Annotated in this window: 15 protein-coding genes, 1 pseudogene and 2 other annotated features; of the genes and pseudogenes, 7 read left to right on the top strand and 9 right to left on the bottom strand. The window is 27.8% G+C overall.

Annotated features, from left to right (window positions below):
• Nucleotides 1-343: 343 nt before the first annotated feature.
• Together BUB01_RS03885 and brnQ are read left to right on the top strand one after the other, a co-directional pair.
• Complete coding sequence (locus BUB01_RS03885; RefSeq protein ID WP_072985378.1) at nucleotides 344-2,398, top strand: glycosyl hydrolase family 18 protein; 2,055 nt, start codon at nucleotides 344-346, stop codon at nucleotides 2,396-2,398.
• Between the two features lie 61 nt (nucleotides 2,399-2,459).
• Nucleotides 2,460-2,720 (top strand) — a binding site (T-box leader).
• A gap of 240 nt (nucleotides 2,721-2,960) precedes the next feature.
• The gene (gene brnQ, locus BUB01_RS03880) at nucleotides 2,961-4,298 is read left to right on the top strand and encodes a branched-chain amino acid transport system II carrier protein (RefSeq protein ID WP_072985377.1); all 1,338 of its coding nucleotides are present in this window, start codon (nucleotides 2,961-2,963) and stop codon (nucleotides 4,296-4,298) included.
• Between the two features lie 56 nt (nucleotides 4,299-4,354).
• Here the strand turns inward: brnQ and BUB01_RS03875 are convergent, their stop codons facing one another.
• On the bottom strand, nucleotides 4,355-4,945 hold the full coding sequence (locus BUB01_RS03875; RefSeq protein ID WP_072985376.1) for an NUDIX hydrolase: 591 nt from the start codon (nucleotides 4,943-4,945) through the stop codon (nucleotides 4,355-4,357).
• Between the two features lie 252 nt (nucleotides 4,946-5,197).
• Here BUB01_RS03875 and BUB01_RS03870 point away from each other — a divergent pair, with 252 nt between their 5' ends.
• From BUB01_RS03870 to BUB01_RS23900, 3 genes and pseudogenes are all read left to right on the top strand, one after another.
• On the top strand, nucleotides 5,198-7,012 hold the full coding sequence (locus BUB01_RS03870) for a glycosyl hydrolase family 18 protein (RefSeq protein ID WP_072985375.1): 1,815 nt from the start codon (nucleotides 5,198-5,200) through the stop codon (nucleotides 7,010-7,012).
• A gap of 202 nt (nucleotides 7,013-7,214) precedes the next feature.
• Nucleotides 7,215-9,020, top strand: a pseudogene (locus BUB01_RS03865) (glycosyl hydrolase family 18 protein); the annotation flags it as partial.
• Complete coding sequence (locus BUB01_RS23900) at nucleotides 9,012-9,827, top strand: immunoglobulin-like domain-containing protein (RefSeq protein WP_341422409.1); 816 nt, start codon at nucleotides 9,012-9,014, stop codon at nucleotides 9,825-9,827. The pseudogene BUB01_RS03865 and the gene BUB01_RS23900, both read left to right, overlap by 9 nt.
• An 89-nt stretch (nucleotides 9,828-9,916) precedes the next feature.
• Here the strand turns inward: BUB01_RS23900 and BUB01_RS03840 are convergent, their stop codons facing one another.
• From BUB01_RS03840 to BUB01_RS03825, 4 genes are all read right to left on the bottom strand, one after another.
• Nucleotides 9,917-11,923 carry an FtsX-like permease family protein gene (locus BUB01_RS03840; protein WP_072985374.1) on the bottom strand — a complete coding sequence of 669 codons (2,007 nt, stop codon included), beginning with the start codon at nucleotides 11,921-11,923 and terminating at the stop codon, nucleotides 9,917-9,919.
• Nucleotides 11,913-12,683, bottom strand: coding sequence for an ABC transporter ATP-binding protein (locus tag BUB01_RS03835; RefSeq protein ID WP_084108322.1), 771 nt, complete (start codon nucleotides 12,681-12,683; stop codon nucleotides 11,913-11,915). The genes BUB01_RS03840 and BUB01_RS03835 overlap by 11 nt, the downstream gene beginning before the upstream one ends.
• 375 nt (nucleotides 12,684-13,058) lie before the next feature.
• The gene (locus BUB01_RS03830; protein ID WP_072985373.1) at nucleotides 13,059-14,072 is read right to left on the bottom strand and encodes a sensor histidine kinase; all 1,014 of its coding nucleotides are present in this window, start codon (nucleotides 14,070-14,072) and stop codon (nucleotides 13,059-13,061) included.
• Nucleotides 14,069-14,737: a response regulator transcription factor gene (locus tag BUB01_RS03825; RefSeq protein WP_072985372.1), complete on the bottom strand. Its 669-nt coding sequence runs from the start codon at nucleotides 14,735-14,737 to the stop codon at nucleotides 14,069-14,071. Before BUB01_RS03825 ends, BUB01_RS03830 begins: the two co-directional genes overlap by 4 nt.
• A 179-nt stretch (nucleotides 14,738-14,916) precedes the next feature.
• On the opposite strand from BUB01_RS03825, the gene BUB01_RS03820 reads away from it, so the two are divergent.
• Nucleotides 14,917-15,510 (top strand): hypothetical protein, encoded by a 594-nt coding sequence (locus BUB01_RS03820; RefSeq protein WP_072985371.1) that lies wholly within the window; start codon nucleotides 14,917-14,919, stop codon nucleotides 15,508-15,510.
• A gap of 93 nt (nucleotides 15,511-15,603) precedes the next feature.
• On the opposite strand, the gene BUB01_RS03815 is transcribed toward BUB01_RS03820, so the two are convergent.
• Nucleotides 15,604-16,062, bottom strand: a complete 459-nt coding sequence (locus tag BUB01_RS03815; RefSeq protein ID WP_072985370.1) for an MgtC/SapB family protein — start codon at nucleotides 16,060-16,062, stop codon at nucleotides 15,604-15,606.
• Nucleotides 16,063-16,400: 338 nt separating this feature from the next.
• Between BUB01_RS03815 and BUB01_RS03810 the strand changes: the two genes are divergently transcribed.
• Nucleotides 16,401-16,787, top strand: coding sequence for a hypothetical protein (locus tag BUB01_RS03810; RefSeq protein WP_072985369.1), 387 nt, complete (start codon nucleotides 16,401-16,403; stop codon nucleotides 16,785-16,787).
• A 163-nt stretch (nucleotides 16,788-16,950) separates the two neighbouring features.
• Here the strand turns inward: BUB01_RS03810 and BUB01_RS03805 are convergent, their stop codons facing one another.
• The 3 genes from BUB01_RS03805 to BUB01_RS23075 form a co-directional block, all read right to left on the bottom strand.
• Nucleotides 16,951-17,961: a DUF1646 family protein gene (locus BUB01_RS03805; protein WP_072985368.1), complete on the bottom strand. Its 1,011-nt coding sequence runs from the start codon at nucleotides 17,959-17,961 to the stop codon at nucleotides 16,951-16,953.
• Between the two features lie 157 nt (nucleotides 17,962-18,118).
• Nucleotides 18,119-18,171: a sequence feature (sodium ion sensor (DUF1646 type); this cis-regulatory element may regulate processes involved in with the transportation of sodium ions), on the bottom strand.
• 194 nt (nucleotides 18,172-18,365) lie between these two features.
• Nucleotides 18,366-19,001 (bottom strand): HAD family hydrolase, encoded by a 636-nt coding sequence (locus BUB01_RS03800; protein ID WP_341422257.1) that lies wholly within the window; start codon nucleotides 18,999-19,001, stop codon nucleotides 18,366-18,368.
• A gap of 64 nt (nucleotides 19,002-19,065) precedes the next feature.
• Nucleotides 19,066-20,551, bottom strand: a 1,486-nt coding sequence (locus BUB01_RS23075) for a tetratricopeptide repeat protein (protein WP_159433202.1), incomplete at its 5' end; no start/stop codon positions are given.

Raw genomic sequence — 20,551 nt, 5'->3', positions numbered from 1 at the left:
CTCCTTCTTTATTTAAATATATTTATAAATATATTTTGTAAACGATTGACTTAATTGTATAAATGTATAATAATCTAGATATAATAGTTTTTTCGTACTAAACATTTCTACTAAAATAAGGTCCATTTTTTTCTAAATTGATTAATTAAAGTTAATTTTTATTAGCTAAATCTCTAATTTAGTTAATGGAAATTACTCCAAAAAATTATTCAAATTTACTGATAGAAAATAATAATTTACTTTATTTAAATTACATATCAACATCACATTTTAACTAAGAATATATTTTTAATTAATAATTATTAATTAAAAATAAAAATAAATTATATTTTGGAGGTGTTCCATGAAAAAAACTATTTCAACTCTAATAGCTTCATTGTTTATGGCTTCTATTCTAGTTCCTCAAGTTTCAACAACTGCTAGTGCTACTGAAACTCCAAACAAAAGAATCGTGACCTATTTCCCTAGTTGGGGAATATATCAAGCTGGTCAGAAAAATGTACAAGTAAAGGATATTGCTTGGGACAAGGTAACTCATGTTAATCATGGGTTCTTTGAAATCAACAACTCATACCAAATTCAAACTACCGACTCTTATGCTGATTTTGAAAACGAAGGTTTTCCTCATGCTCCTCAAGCAGACTGGGATAAATATCCAAACACTGGTTATCCTAAAGATGCTGTATTTGGTCATTTTGGCGAATATAAATACTACAAATCAAAATATCCAAATGTTAAACTACTTATCTCCGTAGGCGGTTGGACTAGAAGTGATAAGTTCCATGAAATAGCAGCTTCACCTGAGAAAAGAAAGATACTTGCAAATAGCATGGTAGACTTTATGAAAAAATACAATTTTGTGGATGGTATGGATATAGATTGGGAATATCCAACTGTAACAAGAGCTCCAGAAGATCAATATGATCGTGGTTGTGTAGGTGGTCCAGAAGATAAACAAAACTTCACCCTACTTTTAAAAGACATAAGAGAAACCTTCAATGCTAATGGAATGAAAGACAAGTTGCTTACAGTAGCAGTATCTGCTGGAGAAAGTAAAATAAGAAATACAGAACCTGACAAGTATGCACAATATGTTGATTATATAGGTGTTATGACCTATGATTTTGCTGGTAGCTGGGATACTACAACTGGTCATTTGGCAGGCATTTATGGAAATCCTAATGATGCAGATAAGTCAAGAGCAAAATTTAATATGAATGATGCTATGAACATCTTTGTAAACGATTATAAAGTTCCAAAAGATAAACTACTTGGTGGCACTCCATTATATTCAAGAGGTTGGGGAAATGTACAAGCTGGTCCAAATGGTGATGGTCTATTCCAAAAGGGTGATGGAACATTTAAAGGTAATCTTGGTGAAGGTGGACAGTATTCTTGGTTTGATCTTAAAAACTTAGAAAAAGCTCCTGGTTGGACAAAATATAGAGATCCTATAGCTAAAGTTCCATACCTTTATAACGCTTCTACAAAACAATTTTTAACTTATGAAGATGAAACATCCTTACAAGAGAGGATTAACTATATAAATAGCAATAACTACGGTGGTTTAATAGTTTGGGATGCTAGCGGAGATGACTTTGATGGTGCTAGAACTATGCATACTATACTTTATAACGGGCTTATAAAAAATAATCCACTTCCACCAACTCCAGAAAATAAACCCCAAAAGGCACTTTTAACTGTTGATAATTCTACAAATACAGGTTCTTTCAATCTAACTATAAATATCCCTAATAATAGTCTTGCAACTAGCTATAAATTATATGAGAATAACTCCGTAATAAAAGAAGGAACTATTAATTCAAATGCCTTTTCAGATACTTTAAAGATTACCTCTAAAGCTGTTGGTAATTACACCTATAGAATAGATACTATTAATGAAAATGGTACTACTGTAGGAGATAACGTAGTTGTTACTGTAAAAGAAACACCTAACATCAATCTTCCTTTAGCAGGAGTTTTATCAGTAGATAATCAAAAAAATAATGGTAACTATACTGTAACTTTAAATATTCCTGCTAAAAGTTTAGCTACTAATTATAAACTTTATGAAAATAACACAGTAGTTAAAGAAGGAACTGTTACTGATTTAAGTTTTTCCTTTAAATATACAGTTACTTCAAAAGCTGTTGGAAATTATTCTTATAAGTTAGAAACTATAAACACTAATGGACAAACTGTAAGTAATTTATTAAATGTAACAGTAGAAAAAGCTCCAATACCTCCAACCGATAGTGATTGGAAGGTTGGTACTTCCTATAAAATAGGCGATATTGTTAAATATAATGGTCACACATATAAATGTACAATAGCAAATACTGCATTAGATGGCTGGACTCCTGAAGCTGTTCCAGCATTATGGCAAAGAATAAATTAATATTTTTCAATTAGGTATTGACATTATTTTTCTTTTAATGATATTATTATATAAATTGAAAAATAATTCTGTGAAGAGAAAGAGTAAATTTTAGTAACTAATCTAAAGAGAGTTGATATTTGCTGAAAGTCAACGTTTAGTCTATAATTGAAAATCATCTCTGAGAAGTAAACCTGAAATTTATTAAGGTTTAATGGAAGTCCACCATTATAAGGAACAGATATGTTTGTATCTTGATTAAGTGCTATTTAACTTTGTACTCATAAATATAAAGTTTGATAGAATTAGGGTGGTAACACGTGCCTATTAGCTCGTCCCTTTTATAGGGATGGGCTTTTTTTATTTATATAAATATTAATATAGGTTTATATAAATCTATATTAACATTTCAGTTTTTTAATAAAACTAATACTCAGTATATTTATAGCATTAAATTATAAGGAACAAATCTAAAATTTATCTTCGTACTTAAAGGGGGGTGGTTAAGTGGATAGTGACATAGACATTATTAGTTACAATAACATCATATTTATAAAAATTAATTATAATTGGAGGAATATTTATGAGCAAATTATCAAAAAAAAATTTACTTTTAATCAGTTTAATGTTATTCTCAATGTTTTTTGGAGCAGGAAACTTAATTTTTCCACCATTACTAGGTCAAATGTCAGGTACAAAGCTTATCTTTTCACTAGCTGGTTTTTTATTATCAGCTGTAGGTTTACCAATACTTGCTGTAGCTGTAGTAGCCAAAGCTGATGGTCTTCAAAAGTTAGCTTCTCGTGTAAATAAAAAATTTGCAATAGTATTTACATTACTAATTTATTTATCAATAGGACCTTTTTTAGGAATACCTCGTGCAGCTAGCCTATCTTTTACAATGGGAATATCTCCATTTTTAGATAAGTCAGTTAATTCTAGCTTTTTACCTTTATTCGTATATAGTTTGTGTTTCTTTTCTGTAGCTTTTTGGCTAAGCATAAATCCAACTAAATTAGTTGATCGTTTTGGCAAAATTTTAACACCCTCAATATTACTACTTATTGCTACAATATTTATAGCAAGCTTTTTCAATCCAATAGGAGGCTTTAGTTCTGCATTAGGTGAATACAGAAACACACCTCTTCTAAAAGGTTTTCTAGATGGCTATATGACAATGGATGCTATAGCAGCTCTTAATTTTGGAATAGTAATAGCTTTAGTTCTAAAAAGTAAAGGCGTAAGTGATGATAAATTAAGTTACTATACAATAAAAGCTGGTGCTTTTGCAGGCTTATTCTTAACTATAATATATCTAATACTTTCTTATTTAGGAGCTTGTGCTCAAACTAGATTTGGTAGCTCCGAAAATGGTGCCCAAATATTAACTAACATAGTTTCGTATCTTTTTAATCATAATGGACTTATTATTCTAGGGCTTATTTTTATGCTTGCATGTTTAACAACCTGTGTAGGACTTATAACTTCCTGTAGCGAATATTTTTCTAAATTAGTTCCTAGAGTATCTTATAAAAGCTGGGTTACTCTAATTTCAATATCCAGTATGCTATTTGCCAATTTTGGATTATCTAAAATATTGAAAATTTCAGTGCCAATTTTGACAGCTATTTATCCTATGGCAATAGTACTTATAATACTACCCTTTGCTCACAGATATTTTAAAGGCTATAACTCTGTTTATTCTGCAACTATGTTATTTACTGCTATATTTAGCATATCAGATTCATTAAATCAGGTAGGTCTAAATATGCCATTTCTTAAATATTTACCACTTTCAAAAGAAGGACTTGCTTGGACTTTTCCTGCTATTGTTGGTATTTTAGTTGGTTTCATATATGGAGAAATTACTTCAAAAAAAGATCTTAAACTAAAAAATTCAAGTTTAAATGTTACAGAATAAAAAGTATACAAGAAGAGATTGTGTTAAAGTTTGTTTTAATACAATCTCTTCTATTCTTATGAATATATAAAGTTTTGTATGGCTAATAATGCTTTTATATCTATTTTTTCATTGGAATCTATTATTTTTTTAGCTTCTTCTTTTGACGCTAGTATTACCTCTATATCTTCATCAGCTTCCAAATTCTCATCAGAAGTTTCCCCTTTACAAGTACAATAAACCAATGCTACTGATTCGTCTGTCATACCTGTAGATATGTAAACTTGCTTTTTAGTTCTCTTCATATCTATACTAACTAAATCTAATCCCGTTTCTTCCTTAAGTTCTCTTTTAACTGTAGTTTCAAAATCTTCTCCATCATCTATAAGTCCAGCAGGAAGCTCATATACATAATTATTAAGAGGTACCCTAAACTGCTTTATAATAACTAATTTATTAAACTCTTCATGAACAGCTACTATAATCACTGCATCTATATTTTCCTTAAGTCCATTAAAATATTGTGCCTTAACTGTAACTAAATCTTTTCTTGACGCTATAGACCAGTGTCTAACATCTCCATTTTTATTTTCATATTCTGCATCATATAATTTTAAAAATTTAGTTTCAGCTAAAGTTTCTACTTTTTTTATTTTAGGCTTTTTCATATTTTCCTCTCCATTTCTATATTACTTAATATATATTATAACATATCAATAAATATCTAATCTTAAATATTAATTTTAAATCTAAATTATTAATTCTTTATAACAAAATTTTAAAATTTATTATTAAACAATTCTTTTATGTAATTTATTGTATTTTTTTGTATGAATTTGATTTATTTTATTTGTTGTAATCGTTTTATGTTATTAATATAATTTATTTGAATACTAAAAATTTAATAAGGAGTGAATCATTTGAAAACAAAAAAATTACAAACATTTTTGTCAACTCTTGTTATTGCAGCTTTAGCCCTATCACCATTATCATCAATACCTGCTTATGCTAAAGAAAAACCAACTAATATCAAACCTCAAGCCAAATCAACTATTAATTCACAAAGGAAAGTTATAGGCTATTTTCCAGAATGGGCTTATAAAAGTACTGTACAAGGTAATTTTAATGTTACTAATCTTCAATGGGACTATCTGACTCATATCCAATATTCTTTTGCCTCAATAGATTCTTCTACAAATAAAATAACTTTTTCGGACAAGCATTCTGCAATTGAAGAGGATTTTAAAGATTATAATTTGTCTTTCAAAGGTAAGCCTGTAAGCTTAGATCCTACTCTACCTTATAAAGGTCATTTTAATTTACTTCAAACTATGAAAAAACAATATCCTAATGTCAATTTACTTATGTCAGTTGGCGGTTGGGCTGGTTCTAGAGGATTCTATACTATGTTAGATACAGATCAAGGAATTAATACCTTTGCTGATTCTTGTGTAGATTTCATTAGAACGTATGGTTTTAATGGAATAGATATAGATTTTGAATATCCATCTTCAACTTCTAAATGTGGAAACCCAAAAGATTTTGATCTATCTGAACCAAGAAGAGGTCAACTTAACGAAAGATATAATCTAATGATGAAGACTCTAAGAGAAAAATTAGATACAGCTTCACAAAAAGATGGAAAACACTATCTTTTAACAGCAGCTGTTACAGCTTCATCTTGGGTACTTGGTGGAGTATCAAATAATGAGTACGCTAAATATTTAGACTTCTTAAGTGTTATGTCTTACGATTTTCACGGTGGTTGGAATAAATACGTAGAAAACTTAGCTAATATCTATCCTGACCCTAAAGATTCTGAAACCAAAGACATGTTAATGCCTACTCTTAGTATGGATTGGGCCTACAGATTCTATAGAGGTGTTTTACCTCCTGAAAAAATAATAATGGGAATCCCTTATTATACTAGAGGTTGGCAAAATGTATCTGGTGGAGATAATGGTCTTCATGGTACAAGTAACGAACCTGCTACCGGAAAATATAATCTTTGGGGTGACCCTAGAGTTGATGGTTCTATAGAGCCAGCAGGTGCTAATCCATTATGGCATGTATTAAACTTGATGGAAAATGATTCAAATCTAAAAAAATATGATGATTCTGTAGGAGGAGTCCCTTATTTATGGCAATCAAATGATAAAGTTTTCTTATCATTTGAAGACGAAAATTCTATAGATAATAGGGTTAACTATATCAAAAAGAATAATCTTGGTGGCGCCTTAATATGGGTTATGAACGGAGACTATGGATTAAATCCTAATTATGTTCCTGGATCTACAAAGGTTAACGAAGGTAAATATTGTGTTGGTGATACGCTAACTAAAAGATTAAAAACTGGTCTTGATAATCTTGGATCTTGTAGTGAAACAATAGACGAAAACACTGGCTTAACACCAATCAACGTTGATGTAAAATTAACTGGTGTTTATGATCACCCTAATTACACTTACACGTTAGCTGTAACAAATAATACTAAAGATACTATAAAAGGTGGCTGGAAAGTTTCTTTTGATCTTCCAAAATCAGCTCTATTTAAATCATCTTGGGGAGGAAACTATGAATTAAAAGATCATGGTGATTTTGTAACTATAACACTAACTTCTGGAGCTTGGCAGAACTTAGAACCTAATGCATCGCTTAACCTTCAAGGTATGATTGGTTTATGTTTCTCTGGAGTTAGAAATATTACATTTAATGGAATGAAACCTACCAACTAAGTCATAATAAAAATAGACAGCTATAAAATATTTTTATATTGTATAGCTGTTCTTTTCATAATTTATTTTCACAGTTCATATATTTGAATTTATTTTAGCGTTTTTTGTAATAATTTGACGCAAAAACATTGTTGTAATCGTATTCTAAGACAAGCTATAATTAAATTGAATTAAAATTATAATTAAATAAGGAGTGTTTAAAATGAACTTTAAAAAATTCAAAAAAACATTGTCCTGCTTAGTAATTACTGCACTTACTGTTTCAATTCTACCTGCGACCTATTCATATGCATCAACTACACAAGATAAGAAAATCGATATTCCAAAAGAAAAGCAATTACAAAGAAAAATTATAGGTTACTTTCCAGAATGGGCTTACAAAAGTCAAGTCCAAGGTAATTTTAATGTTACTAATCTACAATGGGACTCACTAACTCACATCCAATATTCTTTTGCAGGTATTGACCCTTCAACTAATAAAATAAAATTTGGGGACAAGCATGCTGCAATTGAAGAAGATTTTAAAGACTATAAATTAAACTTTAAAGGAAAACCCGTAACTCTTGACCCTAACTTACCTTATAAAGGTCACTTCAATGTACTTCAAACAATGAAAAAACAATATCCAAATGTTGACCTTCTTATGTCAGTTGGTGGTTGGGCTGGTTCTCGTGGTTTTTACACCATGCTAGATACTGATGCTGGTATAAACACCTTTGCCGACTCTTGTGTTGATTTCATAAGAACTTACAATTTCAATGGTATAGATATAGACTTTGAATATCCATCTTCCACCTCTCAATCTGGAAACCCTGCTGATTTTGATTTATCAGAAAGCAGAAGAGGAAAACTAAATGAAAGATATAACTTAATGATAAAAACTTTAAGAGAAAAATTAGATGCTGCTTCTTCAAAAGATGGTAAACCTTATCTTTTAACAGCAGCAGTTACAGCTTCATCTTGGGTACTTGGTGGAGTTCCAAACAATGAATATGCTAAATATTTAGACTTTTTAAGTGTTATGTCTTATGACTTTCATGGTGGTTGGAATAAATATGTAGAAAATTTAGCTAATATTAAACCCGACCCTAATGATACTGAAACATTAAACATGTTAATGCCTACACTTTCTATGGATTGGGCTTATAGATTCTATAGAGGTGTGTTACCTCCCGAAAAGATAATAATGGGAATACCTTATTATACTAGAGGTTGGCAAAATGTATCTGGTGGCACTAATGGTCTTCATGGATCAAGCGCTGAACCTGCTAGTGGAAAATACAATGTTTGGGGAGATCCTACTAAAGACGGAAATTCTTTAGAACCTGCTGGTGCTAATCCATTATGGCATGTATTAAACTTAATGGAAAATGATAAAAACCTAAAAAAATATGATGATCCTATAGGTGGCGTGCCTCATGTATGGCAAGATAAAGAAAGAGTATTTTTATCTTTTGAAGATGAGAACTCTATAGATAATAGAGTTAATTATATAAAAGAAAAGAATCTTGGTGGCGCTTTAATTTGGGTTATGAATGGTGATTATGGTTTAAATCCTAATTATGTTGAAGGTTCAACTAAAGTTAATGAAGGTAAGTATTGCTTTGGTGATACTTTAACTAGTAGACTTAAAAAAGATCTTAATAATATAGGTGCTTGTACAGAAACACCTGATGGAAATTCCAACTTAGCTCCAATAAATGTTGATGTAAAGTTAACTGGAGTTTATGATCATCCTAATTATACCTATGCCCTAACTGTAAAAAATAATACAACTGAAACTATAAAAGGTGGCTGGAAAGTTTCTTTTGATCTTCCAAAATCAGCTGTATTTAAATCTTCTTGGGGCGGTAGCTCTGAAGTAAAAGATAACGGTGATTTTAATACTGTGACCTTAACTTCTGGAGCGTGGCAAAATTTAGCGCCTAATGCATCTACTACCCTTCAAGGAATGATAGGATTATGTTTCTCTGGTGTTAGAAATATAACCTTTAATGGTATGAGACCTAGTAGTGAAGTTGTACCTCCATCTGAAAATACTGCTCCAAGTATTCTAGGCGCTGCTGATGTACAAATAAAAAAGGGCTCTACCTTTGATGTTAAAGCTGGGGTAACCTCTACTGATAAAGAAGATGGCGATTTAACTTCAAAAATAATTATATCTGGAAGTGTTGATACAAGTAAAACTGGCACATACAAAATAATTTATTCTGTAACAGATAGTAAAAATCTAACCACTTCCATTACAAGAACTATTACAGTAATAGATGATGTAGTAGAACCTACTAATACAGCTCCTATATTATCGGGAGTTACCGATAAGACTATAACTGTTTCTGATAGCTTTAATCCCCTTGCAAACATTTCAGCTACTGATAAGGAAGATGGTGACTTAACAAACTTTATCAAGGTTTCTGGCTCTGTAGATACATCTAAAGCTGGAACCTATACATTAGTATATAGCGTTACAGATAAAAATGGTGCTACTACTACTGCAAAAGCTATAATAACAGTTAAAGAAAAAGTTATAAGCTCTGACACTTATGATGCAAATAAAATTTACAACACTGGCGATACAGTAATTTACAAAGGTGCAAAATACAAAGCTAATTGGTGGACTAAAGGAGATATCCCTGATAAAAGTTCTGCTTGGGAATTAGTTATAGATAGCAATCCGGATGGCTCTAAGCCATATGTCCCTGGAAAATCTTATTCTGGAGGAGAAAAGGTTAGCTATAATGGATTAATATATAAAGCAAACTGGTGGACTACTTCTGTTCCTGGAAGTGATTCTTCTTGGAGTCTAGTAAAATAATTTAAGAAGATAAAAAAGATAACTCTTAAGAAATTAAATCTTAAGAGTTATTTTTTTATTTATCAAAGTATCTTATATTCATAAAATATCTAACTATTTGATTTAACCATTTTTTTTGCTCCAGTATAAGTAATCAAAAAATAACCTCCATAAATAATAACAAAAAGTACTGTAGTTACTATAAGCTGTCCTTTAACCTCACCAGTTCCTAACATATCAACTACTACTTTAGCTACCTTTAACCCAACAATAGCATGAATTAGAGCTAAAATTAATGGTAATAAAAAATAAATTCCTACCTGAAATAAAATTGTTTTATTTATCATTTCATCATCTACGCCTATCTTCTTTAGCAATTTATATCTTTCAATATTATCTGCTGATTCTGATAACTGTTGAAGTGCTAATAAAACCGCTGATGTAATTAAAAATATTATTCCTATATAAATTCCTAGATAACAAATCATAGCTCCCATACCAAAAGAATCTGCTCTTACGCTCTCTTTAGATACACTAAATATTTGATTGTTATCAACTAAAGGAGCTATTGCTTTAGAAAAATCTTGTTCCGTCTTAAGCTTATCTCCTTTAAAGTTAATATTTAAAAATGTAAAACCCTTTTCTAAGCCTTCTGCTACTTCATCTCTTACAATAAAAGTACAAAAATTTCTTTTATTTAAATCATTTCTAATGGTAACTTCTATTACAGGCTTTCTAGATGGTATTAATTCCTGTCTATTAACTTCAATCTTAGTTTTATTATCTAGCGCTTTTTGTATAGGCTCTATTAGTCCATTTAAATCACTAAATACAGCATATTCACCATTATTCAAGTCTATCTTTTTCTTATTTGTTAGTTCCATAATATTATTAAAATCAGATAATTTCATAATTGGAATTATACTATTATGAGCTACATCAAAATATGAATTATACTTACTTGCCTCTTCCTCTCCAAGAAATTTTTTTATTTGTAATTTTAATTGTTCTTCCCCACCTTTATTCATATAGTCATTATACTTAACATATTTATTAGCATAATCACTTAATTTTATATTATTTTTTTCCAGAAATTCATCTATAGGTACATTTACTTTTCCACCCATTAAACTAGCATCGTATTGGGATAAATCATCTATATTCCTATTTAACGTTTTACTTATACTAAATCCACTTGCAAGCATACATATTGATATAAATAACATTAAACATATAAAGGACATCGATATAAATGTGGTATTTATTTTACTATTCAGTTGCCTCAATAAAAACATATTTAATTCTCTTAAATATAGCTTTTTACTTTTTTGAACTATTTTTAATAAAAACCCTGTTAATGAGAAGAAAAATAAAAATGTTCCAATAACACCTAATATTATAGCTATGAAAGTAAACATATTCATTAAATCAACTGCTATTTTTAACATTGTATAATAAGCACCACCAATAAATATAATACTAGCTATAAAAACTATAACTGATACTTTTATACTCTTTAATCTTACCTTTTCATTTTTTCTCCCATCTGTTAATAAATCAATAAGCTGTATTTTTCCTATACATCTAGAGTTAAATAAGAAAACTATTAAATACATTATTCCAAAATAAGTTATAGTCTTTATACAAGCTCTCGCTGAAAAAATAAATTTAAAACTTTGCATATCTACATGAAATAGTTTAGCTGTAAAAACGGATATTCCTTGTGATAGAAAAATACCTAAGACTAATCCTGCTATTAAAGAAAAAGCTCCAATTATAATAGTTTCAAATAATAATATCCTAGATACTTTCCTCTTTTCCATTCCTAAAGTTAAATAAACACCAAATTCTTTTTTTCTTCTTTTTATAAGATAATTATTTGCATATATTATTAAAAAACCAAGTACACAAGCTATAAATATAGATACTACACTCATTAATTTGTCCAATCTTGAAAAGTTATGAGCTTGATATTCATTTAACTTCATAATAACCTTTTGTGCCTCTATAGCATTAAAGGTGTAAAATATACATACTCCAAACACAAGTGTTAAAAAATATATTGTATAGTCTTTTAAACTTCTTTTCATATTTCTTTTTGCTAGTTTAGAATACATCTCTTTGGTCACCTCCAAGAAGGGTCACAACATCTATAATCTTGTTAAAAAATTCTTTTCTTGAATCATTACCTTTGATAATTTCATTAAATATCTTTCCATCCTTAATAAATAATATTCTTTTTGCATAACTAGCTGAAAATGCATCATGAGTTACCATCATAATTGTAGCATTCATACTTTGATTTAGATTTTCTAAAGTTTCAAGAAGCATCTTAGCAGACTTAGAATCTAAAGCTCCTGTTGGCTCATCCGCAAGTATTAATGATGGATTAGTTATTATAGCTCTAGCTGCCGCAACCCTTTGCTTTTGCCCCCCTGAAATTTCATAAGGATATTTATTTAAAATATCTACAATATTAAGCTTTTTAGCAACTTCCATAACTCTTCTATCTATTTCCTTAGCATTTACCTTCATTATAGTAAGTGCCAAAGCTATATTTTCATAAGCTGTTAACGTATCTAGAATATTAAAATCTTGAAATATAAATCCTAACTCTTCTCTTCTAAAGGCTGCTATCTTTTTGCCATTAAGCGATGTAACATCCTTACCTGCTATATTTATATGTCCACTAGTTACCTTATCTATTGTTGATATACAATTTAACAAGGTTGTTTTCCCACTACCTGAAGCTCCCATAACCCCTACAAACTCGCCTTCATTAACAGTAAAGCTTATATTATTAATTGCCTTTGTTAAAATTCCCTTACTACCATAATATTTTTCTATATTTTGAACTTTCAGTATCTCTTTAATCATAATCTTCTCCTTTATAATGTAATTTATAAATAGGTACCTCATGTATATATCTTAAAATTTTTCCTTCTTTTAAACCATAGAATTATACAACATAACACTAACAAAATTGTCACATTACTACATAACAAAAGGCTATGTTAAAATAAAGCAAAAAAATACTCCTTTAACAAAGCCTAATTTTGTCAAAACAAAACTCTTATCAATATAATATTTATAAAAATATTTTTTTTTAAATGAATTACATTAACTAAATTGAAAATTTAGAATGTCACTTAACTTCGAATAACAAAATTAAAATTTATTATTTAAAATGAAACTCCTATTCACTATCGTTCATAGGAGTAAGTTCAACTAACCAAATTAGAGTTTGGATTCTCACTTAAATGTATACATATTGTTTTTGGGAAACAATATCGATACTTTAGTTCCTTCGTTCTCTTTAGATTTTATAGAGATTCCAAGTCCCATACTATCACAAAGCTTTTTACATAGATAAAGCCCAAAGCCTGTAGCTTCTTTAAAACTTCTACCATTTTCACCAGTAAAACCTTTCTTGAATATATTCACTAAAGCCTTTTCATTTATTCCAATTCCATTATCGCTTATATCTAAAATCACTTCTCCATTATTATTATTACAATTAAATAGAATCTTACCACTATCACTTTGGGTATATTTAACGGAATTGCTTATTATCTGGTGCATAATAAACTCTATCCACTTTTTATCACACCAAACAAACTCGTCACAATTATCAAGCTTAACTGTTATACGTTTCTCAATTAGTACATTTGAATTTCTAATAACTACATTATTTATAACATCCTTAATATTAAATTTACTAATTATATAATCTTTTTCTACTTGATCACTTTTACTATAAAAAAGTGACTGCTCTATGTAATTTTCTATTCTTTCTATTTCATTTAGGATATTAGAAGTAACATTATTCTTATTATTATCAATAATTAGCTTAATAGCTGCTATAGGTGATTTTATTTCATGTATCCACATTTCTACGTATTCTTTATACTCTCTTTTATCATTAATAAAAGTGGCTATTTCATCATTCATAGATTTATTAGCCTGAACTAATATATCATATAAAATTTGACTTTCTAAAAAGTCTCCTTCACATATAAGTTCTGAAATTAAATATTTTTTATCTAAAATATTTAATTTTTCATAAACTTTCTTATAATATTTATTTTTAATTTTGTAATCATAAATATAAAAACTAGTACTTACTAAAAAGTTTAATATACAAATAAATAAAGTAGCATAATTATTAAAATCTAAAGCTTCTAAAAATATAGCTGTAAAAATTACTACTATTAAATTAATTATAATGAAAATTATCTTCTCCTTAAAATAATCTAAAAACTTCATATTAAAATATACCCTTGTCCTCTTTTAGTTTGAATATAATTAATTGCTCCTAAGTCCTCAAGCTTTCTTCTAAGTCTATTTACATTTACAGTAAGTGTATTATCATCTACAAACTCAGCCTCCTGCCACAAGGTCTTCATAATCTCATCCCTTGAAACTATTTTTCCATTATTATTTATAAGTATATTTAAAATTCTACTTTCATTTTTAGTTAATTCTAAACTATTATTATTAAAAGTAACTTCACTCATAGCCATATTATAAATAATTCCTCTATATTCTAAAATTTCTCCCCTGCTAACTCCATAGACCCTTTTTAAAATTGAAGATATTCTAGCAAGTAAAATCTGAGTATTGTATGGCTTTGTTATAAAATCATCAGCACCTAAATTTATACTCATAAGTTCATCCATATCAGAATCTCTACTTGTAACTACTATAATAGGAACATCTGAATGCTTTCTTATTTCCCTACATATATAATAGCCATCAAAATATGGTAAATTAATATCTAAAAGAATAATACTCGGCTTTTCTTTTAAGGCTTCTTCTATTATATTTTCAAAATTTATAGAAAAGAGGCTTTCATAACCGTATCTATTTAAAAAAGTACTAAGCTCCTCTCTAATCCTAACATCATCCTCTATAATAAATATCTTATTCATAAATTCACTCCCATAATTATCATTATTAAAGTTAATTATACCAAAGCCATACTAAAATATACAAATCAGAATAATATAAAGAACTTTTCAAATCAACTTTACATATACTATAGTAAAATATAACTAGGCATATTGGATAAACATATCCTTTATGCCTTTAAATAAATGGAGGTATTAATATGGCAGAAGTTAAATTGTCTCCACCTTGGTACACTTTTGCAAATGAAATAAAATACACTTATGGACTAAGTCCTTATATTAAAGTATCTAATCTTGCTCAAGTTGATGATGAATATTTATTAAATATTTTTGTTTCTTCTGATAAAATTGCTCATGCATTAAGGGCAATTTTACCTCTAATCAAAACCTTTGGTAACATTAAGGTAATTATATTAATCTATGATGAAAAAAATAATATAGTTCAACCAGAAGATATTTCTTATACACCTGAAATACTTGCAACTACTTTCTGCACAGCCCTTTATAAAAATCCTTTATTTAAAGGTGCTGTATTAATATCTGATGATGCCACCCCACCAATTGGCAATGTAGTTTTAGTTATTGCTAAAGAAATAGTACAATTCTACAATGATGATATAAGTGATTTATGTAGGAACTTTAATGAAGTAGCTGCTAAAGTTTTTACAGATGTAACTACTTTAGCTTATACACCTAATTTAACTGTAAGCTTCTCAACTTATGATTGCGATTGTAGATTACAAAAAGATATATTTTGTCCAAAAGATAAATGTTCATGCCATCCTAATGATTAAAAACAATTTATTATCTTACTATATCTAATTAAATTAGGTAGAAACTAAATTTATTCTAATTAATTTAGTTTCTACCATTTTATTATTCTATAATTACTTATTTATAAATTTATCTTCAAATCTTTTCAAAATTACTAATATTAATATAACCGCTATAGTTCCTAAAATACTTACTGTATAATATCCAAGCCCTACTGCAAGTCCTAAACAACCTACTACCCATAAAGTAGCCGCTGTAGTTAATCCTTCAATCGATCCTCTTTTATGAATTATAGTTCCAGCACCCAAAAAACCTATTCCACTTACTACTTGAGCACCTAATCTTCCAAAATCTATTTTAATCACATTTACAAGCTCAGGTTTTTCCTTAATCAAATTCATTGCTTCATCAAACATTTGAACCTGTATTATAGATATAATAGTTGCACCCAAAGCTACTAATATATGAGTTCTAAATCCAGCAGGTCTATTATGAGACTCCCTTTCAAATCCTATAGCGCCACCAATTATAACTGCTAAAATCAGTCTTAAAATTATTTCACTAAGTGGCATTTAAGTTCTCCTTTTATTTAAATCTATTTTATCCCATAGCTACTATTTCTAATGCTCCTACTTTCTAATTTATGGGTAAATATCTCTCTAAAAATTATTAACAAATTCAACTCAGCTTGATATTTATACATTATATGTTTTAACTTATTTACTTGCTAATAAAGTATGTATTTGGAGATTATAATTTATTCATATCTTTTTATACAATATTAAAAATAGATATTTATTAGTTAATAAGCTATAATATAAATAAAATAAATGTTTAATACCAAATGTAAAGTCTACATTAAAATATTTTTAGAAATTAATAATTCTTATATTGAAAAGGGGAACTTTATATGAATTTACAAATAAGTGAGCAAAAATATTTAGAATTAAAAGAATGTGTAAAAAAGTGGCTTATATCTATTAATAACAAAGAAGAACTACCTGAAGATATAGTGGCACTTAATTTTGGTTTATATGAGCCATATGGAATAGAACTAATTGGAGCTAAAGAATATAATGTTGAAGATGATGACTGGGCATGTGAAGAAGACTTTGAACCAAATCAAAGATACTGTCCAAATTTCGAAATTGATGATACTATAGAGTGGGAATATGTATTAGATACTGTAGTAAAGCTCTTAAAAGAGCTTATTGTTGAATTAGACTATTTAAATATTTTAAATGTACAACATATTACAACTGGATTTTGCGATGGAGATTTAGTTGTTATTAAATAAATTATTCTAATTTAAAGTATTAATATATTGAAAAAGCCACACTAGATTTGAATTGTCACTGCCTTCTTGATAATGAGCAGTTCAATTTAAATTTAATGTAGCTTTTTTATATTAGTTACTTTAAATAAACATTTATTCTTCTTTAAATATTTTTAACAGTTTCCTAAATAAATAATATTACATAATATACACCTAGTAAAATTATACCTAAAGGTAACGCAAACTTCATCCATTCTTTACTTGTAATTTTCATCTTACTTGAAGATATTATATTAGGTATATTACCAGGTATCATCATGCCACCACTTATAAGTAATCCCATTAATATAGCCTTTATTTGTTCCTGCGTCATCTTAAGACTTATTTCAGCTGATGCCATAGTAGCATTATCTAAAACAGCAGATAAAATATTTACAAAATAAAGTATTCTACCATTTAAATTTAGTATATATTCATCTATTAATGGTTTAAATCCAGTTCCTAGTAATTCTAAAGCTATAATAAAAACAAATACTTTTATTGATCTTATAACTATGTCTTTGTTAGTTTCTTCTTTCATTTCTTCTGACTGTAAATTCTCTTCTGGTTTAGCTAAATATGCTCCAAGTAAACCTAAAAAAATTATAGCTGGAATTATATATACACCAAGTAAATTAAATATATATAGAAAATCTGCATTAAGTTTAGATACTACAATTGTTGATAAAGGTTCTCCAATTGGTGTTAATGCTGCTCCAAGTCCTATGGAATAACAAGCTATTATATTTATTTTGATCTTATTTTTTCTACTAATTGGTAAAAAATGTATCAACTCTACTAATACAAGAGCTGCTATTATAGCAGTAATAAGGCTTGATAAAAGTCCAAGTACTACTATAAGCATAAAAACTATTATTTTCACATTCACTTTTTTAGTTAACTTTTCAAAAAATCTTCCTATGCTAACCCTAAAATAATTGAATAAAACTCCACCCAAAAGTACTGCTGCTGTTATCAAATAAATAAATTTATTGCTTAATATATGACCTACTAAATCTAAATTTAAAGTATTTGAAATAATTACACTTAAAAGTGCAATTATAAATAGAAAAATTTCTAAATTCTCTTCTACTTTGTGAAATACCAATGGTGCAATAAAAATTACCATTAATAAAATTATTAATCCTATCATCATATTTTCTTCCTCCTCATTTTCAATTTAACCATTTAAATTGTTTCTATTACTATAATTTTTCTTATACTATAATTTTTCTTAACCAAAAGTTAAATTCACCTTTACTAATATAAGGTATAAAAATTTTAGACAACAAAAAAGTGGTCAACTAATAAATAGTTTCCCACCCTAGAAACAAAATATCTCGAAATAAAAAGTTTTATTCCGACCGAATAAATAGTATTAATTACTCCTTTAAGTAGTATATCATGAGAATGTTTTTTTGACAAGCTCTTTTATTAATTTTTAAAATAATCAATTTTTATATAACAGTAGTTTTGCTTGAATATCTAATATAATAGTAATTTCAACAACTAAAAAAGATAAGAGAATTATAAAATTTCTTTCTCTTACCTTTTTAGTTCTTAATAAAGAATATTTTTTAATACACCTAAATCTATAAGTTTTTTTCTCAAATTATTAGGATTATCAAAATGTATTCCTAAAAAACCTAACTCTCTAGATTTTTCTATGTTTACAAGCGTATCATCTATAAATACACTTTCTTCAGCTTTTATATTATATTTTTGGAGTAACTTCCTATATATTTCATCCTCTGGCTTTAGTAATTTTTCTTCGTAAGATATAACCCCACCATCAAAATAATTAAAAAATTCAAATCTTTTAGTTACATTTTCATATGCTAAATGATGAAAATTAGATATTATATACAAACCATAGCCTGCTTCCTTTAATTCTTTTAATATATCTATACTTTCCTTAATTGGCTTTAATATTTCATACCAATTGTCCATAGCTTTTCTTATTAAATCAGCATTTCTACTTCTTTCACACAATATATTAATAACTTCTTCTTCAGTTATTACTCCTCTATCTAACATAGGCCACTCTTTACTTAAAAATATTTCTTCATATAATTCTTTTATCTTATCTTCTTCAAACTCTTTATCTTTTAAATACTCTATAGGTTTGAATTCTAAAAGAACATTACCTAAATCAAATACTATATTTTTTATTATCCTTTTTTCTTCTCCTCTCATCTCCTACCTCCTAACCACATATTAAAATTAATTTCCTTAAAATTTTAATTAATCTTTTTAGTTTTTAATTTAAATTAACATCATAATAATTCTCTAAATCCATAAATACATCCTTATTTTTCAGAATTGAATCTTTCATATGTTTAGACACCAAATCTTTATAAAATGACTTTTCAGAGACTTTTAAATCGCAGTTACTACTAAATAAGCAACTACCATCAATAAAACAAGGATAAAAAAACGCAGTTTTCTTACCATTAACTTCTCCAATTAAAATTATTTTAACCATCTTACCAAGATTCTCGTTCTTTACTCTATCCATATCCATCCATTTCTCTTTTTTAACCTTATTCCCTGAGGAGTCCAATTCTTCTTTCTCTATAATACAAACTCCAGACTGAACCAAGTTTGTTACATGAACTGTCATTAAGTTATTATTCTTAACAATCGTTTTTTTATCATTAATCCTCTGTTCTACATTTTGTTTTGAAAAGTTAAAATCCTTCATCTTATCAATTCTAGATGCATTAGCTGAAATTTTTAAGATTATGACCATCGCAATTACAATAAAACTACTCAAGCCTTTAAAATTTCTTCTTCTATTTGTGCTAATTTTGTTTTTTACTTTATAACTTTGTTCCTCTATAAGTCTTAAATAATTTAGTGCTATTTTATTTCCACTATCTATTTTAATAACTTTTTCAAAAATATATTTTGCTTTTTGCAAATCTTTTAAATAAAAATAGCATGTCCCCAACTTAATTAGAAATTCTAAACTGTTATACCCCTCCATACTTGCTCGTTCAAAAAATCTCAAAGCCTCAGCATGGTTTTCCATATAAAATTGAAGTAATCCTCTATAATAAATTATATCTATATCATCTTTTCTTAATTCTGAATATATCTTTATATATTCTTGCGCGTCTTCAAAATGTTTTTCTTCAATATTATATTTTGCAAGCAATTTACAAGTATACGGTTCTCCTTTACATATAGTTTCTGCCTTACTTAAATAATAACCTGCTTTAGAGTAATTATTATTTTCTAAGGCTTCTCTTCCACTTTCAACGTTTTTAAGGAACTCATCATAATCAATATCTTTACATTCAGAAAGATAAATATAGTCTACCTCTAAATTATTATTTAAATCCTTTAATAAATAATCTATATCATCCTTTCCAAAAATTCTATATAAATTATCTTTATTTTCATTAAATTTAAAAGTTTTATCAAAAAAATGTAAAACTTTCTTTGGAAAAAAATGATTTTCCTTAATGAAATCTATTATAATTCTATTCAATAAATAACTATCATCTATATTCCACATTAGCTTTGAAGTATTAAATATATTTGCCCACGTAGTTATTTCTATCCTTTTAAAAAAGTCTTCATAATTTAATTTTAATTCATTTATTAATTTTTCTTTTTCAACTTCCTTTAAATCTTTCTGTTCTGTATATTCAACCTTTCTTTGTCTATCTTCAAGTTGCTCATCTTCATAAAGTTTCTGTTCATTTTCATTATTAGAATCTATTTTTTCTTCATATATA

Source organism: Clostridium cavendishii DSM 21758, assembly GCF_900141845.1.
GTDB lineage: Bacteria > Bacillota > Clostridia > Clostridiales > Clostridiaceae > Clostridium_AG > Clostridium_AG cavendishii.
This window is presented reverse-complemented; position numbering and strand designations above follow the sequence as displayed.